General features: G+C 65.3%; 1 protein-coding gene and 1 pseudogene. Both read right to left on the bottom strand.

Annotated elements, in window-relative coordinates:
- Positions 1-1,016: pseudogene (gene tnpC / locus ACFQ2S_RS24680) on the bottom strand (IS66 family transposase); the annotation flags it as partial.
- A gap of 108 nt (positions 1,017-1,124) precedes the next feature.
- Positions 1,125-1,402, bottom strand: a 278-nt coding sequence (gene tnpB, locus ACFQ2S_RS24675) for an IS66 family insertion sequence element accessory protein TnpB (RefSeq protein WP_386079398.1), incomplete at its 5' end; no start/stop codon positions are given.

Here is a 1,402-nt window from a genome sequence, read left to right as displayed (position 1 = left end):
TTCTCGGCCCCGGCGTCGTGGCCTGCAAAAGGGGCGTTCTTCCGGTTCAGCGCGATTGGGCGGATGGTGCGCTCAACGGTGTTGCTGTCGATCTCGATCCGGCCATCGGTCAGGAACAGGCAGAGGCCGTCCCAGTATTTCACGATATAGGTCAGGGCTTCGCCGAGAGGTGATTTCCTCGTGACACGGGCGTGGTTCTGGGTAAGCCATGTCTCAAAGTCGCCGATGATCGGCGCTGAACGTTCCTGTCTGGCAGCAAGGCGTGCAGTGGGATCGAGACCCCGGATGTCGGCATCGATGCGATAGAGCTCGCCGATGCGCTGCACGCCATCCACTGCGATCGGCGCGGGGCCGGTCCGGGTGATTTCCACCAGTTTGCGCCTGGCATGCGCCCAACGGTAGGCCAGCTGGATCCCGGTCTCCTGCTTGAGAAGGCGGTTGTATCCGGCATAGCCGTCGACCTGCAGGATGCCCTTGAAGCCTTGCAGGATCTGTTCGGCGTGCTGACCGCCGCATCCCGGCGCATAGCTGAAGGCTACACCGGGTGGCGCGTCGCCACCCCAGGGACGATCATCTCCCGCCAAGGCCCAGAAGTAACCGGTCTTCGTCCTCCGCCGCCCGGGGTCGAGAACCGGGGCGCGGGTCTCGTCCATGAACAGCTTGGTCGAACGCTTCAGATCCGCGATCAGTGCATCGAAGACTGGCCGCAGCTCGAAGGCGGCCCGCCCAACCCAGTCGGCCAAGGTGGAACGGTCGAGATCAACCCCCTGTCGGCTGTAGATCTGCGCCTGGCGATACAAGGGAAGGTGGTCAGCGTATTTGCCGACCAGCACATGTGAGACCGTGGCCTCGGTCGCTAAGCCGCCCGGGATCAACCGCGCAGGTGCCGGGACCTGGACGACTCCGTCGGTGCAGGCGCGGCAGGCGTATTTCGGGCGCCGGGTGACGATGACGCGGAACTGCGCAGGAATGACGTCCAGCCGCTCCGAGGTATCTTCGCCAATGCGATGCAGGCAGGGCGGCAATATCGTCAGGAAGATCGGCGGCGTTCAGCATGAGGGCGGCCTACCAGATCGGCCCTGTGGGTGCCCGCGCAAACCCGCACCCGAGTCACCCTGCCGCAGTCATTCCACCGCCTCGGGCGCGCGCGTTTCGATGGCCCGGACGCGACGCCAGTCGAGCCCCGAGAAAAGCGCCTCGAACTGAGCGTGGCTCAGCGCCATCAGCCCGTCCCGGATCGCGGGCCAGGTGAATCTGTGCTCCTCCAGCCGCTTGTAGGCCATCACCAGCCCGGTGCCGTCCCAGTACAGCAGCTTCAGCCGATCTGCCCGCCTGGCGCGGAACACGAAGACCGTTCCCGTGAACGGCTCCTTGCGCAGCTCGTTCTTCACCAGCGCCGCCA

It is taken from the genome of Tropicimonas aquimaris (genome assembly GCF_042676185.1).
In the GTDB taxonomy this organism is placed as follows: domain Bacteria; phylum Pseudomonadota; class Alphaproteobacteria; order Rhodobacterales; family Rhodobacteraceae; genus Tropicimonas; species Tropicimonas aquimaris.
Note: the sequence above shows the minus strand (reverse complement) of the source record. Positions and strands in the feature narration are given on the sequence as shown.